The 3,674-nt window shown below is 69.1% G+C and carries 3 protein-coding genes; 2 read left to right on the top strand and 1 reads right to left on the bottom strand.

Going from position 1 to position 3,674, the window contains the following annotated elements; genetic code table 11:
- On the top strand, positions 1–1,182 hold a 1,182-nt coding region (locus AAC997_RS13575; protein ID WP_340646235.1), incomplete at its 5' end, for a recombinase family protein.
- Positions 1,183–1,190: 8 nt separating this feature from the next.
- Here the strand turns inward: AAC997_RS13575 and AAC997_RS13570 are convergent.
- Positions 1,191–2,678 carry an adenosine deaminase gene (locus AAC997_RS13570; protein WP_340646234.1) on the bottom strand — a complete coding sequence of 496 codons (1,488 nt, stop codon included), beginning with the start codon at positions 2,676–2,678 and terminating at the stop codon, positions 1,191–1,193.
- Positions 2,679–2,821: 143 nt separating this feature from the next.
- Here AAC997_RS13570 and AAC997_RS13565 point away from each other — a divergent pair, with 143 nt between their 5' ends.
- Complete coding sequence (locus tag AAC997_RS13565; RefSeq protein WP_340646233.1) at positions 2,822–3,550, top strand: beta/gamma crystallin-related protein; 729 nt, start codon at positions 2,822–2,824, stop codon at positions 3,548–3,550.
- The last annotated feature ends 124 nt before the right edge of the window (positions 3,551–3,674 follow it).

Below are 3,674 nucleotides of genomic sequence, written 5' to 3'. Positions count from 1 at the left end.
GGGCCGGCCGCCGGCGGCCGGCCCAATGGCTATGACATCGTCCTGTCCTACGACGCCAAGGGCGATCGCATCCCGGGCCTGCGCCAGATCAGCGAGACCGAGCGTCCGATCATCCTGCGGATCTTCACCGACTACGCCAACGGGGCCAGTCCGCTGGCCATCGCCTCGGCGCTCAACAACGAGGGCGTGCCCGGGCCCACGGGCGGCAAATGGAACGCCTCGAGCCTGCAGGGCGACGCCAAGGCCGGGCGCGGGATCCTGCGCAACGAGATCTATCGCGGCGTCCGCGTCTGGGGCGCCAACACCATGGTGAAGGACCGCCGGACCGGGAAGCGCCGCACACTCAGCGGCAAGCCCGCCGGTGAGGTGGTGCGCAGCGCCGTGCCCGAGCTGCGCATCGTCGACGACACCCTATGGGCCCGGGTGCAGGCGCGGCTGTCTTCCCAGGCGATCGGCCCTGCAGGGGAGAACCGGGGCGTGCGCCGGCCTAAGACCCTGCTGGGCGGCCTCATCCGCTGCGGCGAGTGCGGCGGGGTGATGACCCGGGGCGGATCCGGCGATCATCTGCGGTGCGCTATCCGCGCCAGCCAGGGCCCTGGATCCTGCTCCAACACCCGGACGCCCAGCTATGGCGACATCGAGTCCCGCGTGCTGGCCAGCGTCCAGGCCAACCTGCTCCACCCCGACGTGGTCGCCGCGGCCGTCGCCGAGTACCAGGCCGCCATGGCAGGCGAACGACGCGCCGCCCTGCAGCATCAGGCGGCGGCCGCGCGCGAGCTGGCCGAGGTGAAGCGCCGGCTGGCCAGGCTGATCGCCGAGGTCGAGGAGGGCATGCCCTGGAAGGCGGTGGCCGATCGTCACGCCGAGCTCACCGCCCGCCAGGCGCAGATCGAGGCGCAGGTCGCGGCTGCCGCCGGCGACGCCAACCTGGTCCAGATCTACCCGGGCGCCGCCGGCATGTTCCGCAAGATGATCCAGGACCTGCACGACGCCCTGGACGAGGCCGGCGACCGAACGTCGGCCGAGTCGCGCGAGGGCATCCGAGGCCTGGTCTCCGCCGTGCGGTACTTCCCCCGGGAGAAGAAGGGCCAGTACCAGCTGGAGATCGCCGCCAACCTCGCCCCGATCCTGCAGCTGGGCGACGGCCAGCCACTAGTGCAAGCGATCAATTCGGGGTCATGACACCGGGGTCACCTTGCAGCCGCCTCAAAGGTCGCCAACAGCCGTTCATGCCGCCACTGTTCGCGGGCCTTGTCGCTGGCGGCGATCAGGTCGGCGCACCCGCCGGGCTTCGGCTCCGCCTTGCCGATCTGCCGGGCGCAGGCCTTGGCGGGATGGCGATAGGCGCCAGGGTCCGCCCACAGCCCCTCCCCTGTCAGGAAGGAAAAGGCGATGGCGTTTCGGGCGGAGGTCCTGAGGTCGGCATAGGTCGCGCCCTCGTCGGCGGCCCGGGCATATTCATGGGAGAGGTCAATGCGCAAGATTCCGGCGTCATCGGTGGAGAGGCTCACGGGCACACCGCGTCGGCGAAGCCAGGCATAAGGATGAGCTTGGCCCGAGACACCCAGGATGGCGTCGTTGGACGAGAGGTTCACTTCCACCAGTATGCCCTTGGCGGCCATCTCGGCGGCCAAGCCCTCGGCATCGGTCTCCAGCGGCAGGTCGACGCCATGACCGATGCGCCGCGCACCCGCCACCCGCACCGCTTCGGCGATGTGATAGCGCAGCTCCTCCGGCGTCGCATAGGCCATTGAGAGCTCGCCCGCGTGAAGCGCCGCCTTGGTGGTGCGGCCATGATCGGTGAGGAAGTCCACCATCCTCATGTGCAGGCTGTAGTGGGTGATCGAGAGCGGATGATCCTCGGGCGCCACCATCTGCAGGCCGACCCAGCGCTTGTCGGCGGCGATCAGGGCCACCCCCAGCTGCAACTGGGCGAAGGTCTGTTCCGGTGGCGCGGCGCGGCTGGTCTGCACCAGGTAGCGGACGGTCACCTGGCAACCTGGCATGGCGTCGGGGGCGCCGCACCTCATCAGGCTTCTAGCCCTGGCCTCCATGACGTCGGTCTCGGCCATGGCGACCGCAACCAGGGCCTCCAGTCCCACGGCGGTGTTGGCGGCCTTCTGGGCGGCGAGGTCTCCGCCCTTCCAGCCGACCTGGGCGCCCTTGACCCGCGAAGCCACCCCCTGCGGCGTCACCATGGCCTCCAGGTAGAAAGTGTTTTGCCGGGCCAGGTTGTCGACCACATTGGCCAGCATATCGCCTTCGCGCCTTGCGCCCGCCGCCCCGAACCGCCCGAAGGCGCCGAAGAACTGGTCGTGGCCCGAGCGGTCCCTGAATCCGGCGTGGCGCACCGAGAAACTGTCGATCATCGCCGCGTACAGCACCTCGTCGGTCCTAATCGCGCTGGCAGGCTTCAGGTCCTCACCCGGTTGGCACGGCGGCGTCACCGAGAGCGTCTTTACATTTATGCACAGGCCGTCCTCGACGGCCCAGGCCAGCAGGGTCTCGGCGAAGATGGCGCCGGAGAGGTGGTTGTGCAGTTCTCCTCCCTTGGGCATGGCGCGGCTGAAGGCGGTCAGTTCGCCGCTCGTCATCTTCGCCACATCGGGCGCAGCCTGTGCGCCGCTGGCCACAAGGGCGACGGCAAGCCCCACCCCGGTCCAGAATCTCCGGATCATTCGCCCCTCTCCTTTACCGCAAGCGGCCCGAGCCGGGGGGCGGAGTCAAGGCCAGCGCCCCGCCAAGCTCCACCTTGGACTTTTCCGAGGCCCCTCCCCGCCCTAGGGTGGCGTCAGGGACGTTTCACAATCGAAAGACTAGGATGAAAATCGGGGCATGGATTGCGGGGTCGGCCGCCGGATTGGGCGCGGCGGCCTTGGGAATTGCGGCGCCGGGCGGGGCTCAGGCGCAGGGCTACAATGCCCCGCCGCCGGGCAGCTACTGGCAGAGCTGCCAGAAGGTGCGCGTGGTGGGCGCGGTCGAGCCGATGCTGGTCGCCGAATGCCGTGACCGCAGCGGCCGCTATCGAGGCACCAGCCTGGAATTTGAAGACTGCCGCAGCGAGATCACCAACGAGGACGGCAACCTCAGTTGCCTCAAGGGCGGCCGCGGCAACGGCGGCTGGCAGGGCGGTGGCTATGGCAACGGCGGCTACCAGGGCGGCGGTTACCAGGGCGGCGGCTACGGCAATGGCGGATACCAGGGCGGCGGCTACAATGGCGGCGGGTATGGGAACAACGGCGGCTATGGGAACAACGGCGGCGGCTATGGCAACGGCGGCTATGAACGCCCCAAGCCCACCGGCGGCGTCATCACGCTCTATGACGGGATCGGCTTTGCCGGCGCCGGCTTCCGGGCCACCAGCGAGATCACCAACCTCCCCAAGCAGTACAATGACCGCGGCCTGAGCCTGAAGATCGATCGCGGCGTGTGGGAAGTGTGTACGGACAAGGACTTCGGCGGCCGCTGCCAGACCTTCAACAAGAGCGTCTCCGACCTCAACCAGGTCGGCATGGCCTACGCCATCACCTCCATGCGGCAGGTGCGATAGGCACATATGAAGAGGGCCGCCTGGGTTTCCCCGGGCGGCCCTGATCTTGGGTCGAAGGTCGTTTAGGCGGTGAGGCCTACTCGACGATCTTGGCCACGACGCCGGCGCCGACGGTGCGGCCGCC

The organism is Phenylobacterium sp., assembly GCF_037968635.1.
GTDB lineage: Bacteria > Pseudomonadota > Alphaproteobacteria > Caulobacterales > Caulobacteraceae > Phenylobacterium.
This window is presented reverse-complemented; position numbering and strand designations above follow the sequence as displayed.

Coding starts and splice junctions, on each gene's coding strand:
- AAC997_RS13570 (WP_340646234.1), bottom strand. CDS start 2,678: ATGATCCGGAGATTCTGGACCGGGGTGGGGCTTGCCGTCGCCCTTGTG.
- AAC997_RS13565 (WP_340646233.1), top strand. CDS start 2,822: ATGAAAATCGGGGCATGGATTGCGGGGTCGGCCGCCGGATTGGGCGCG.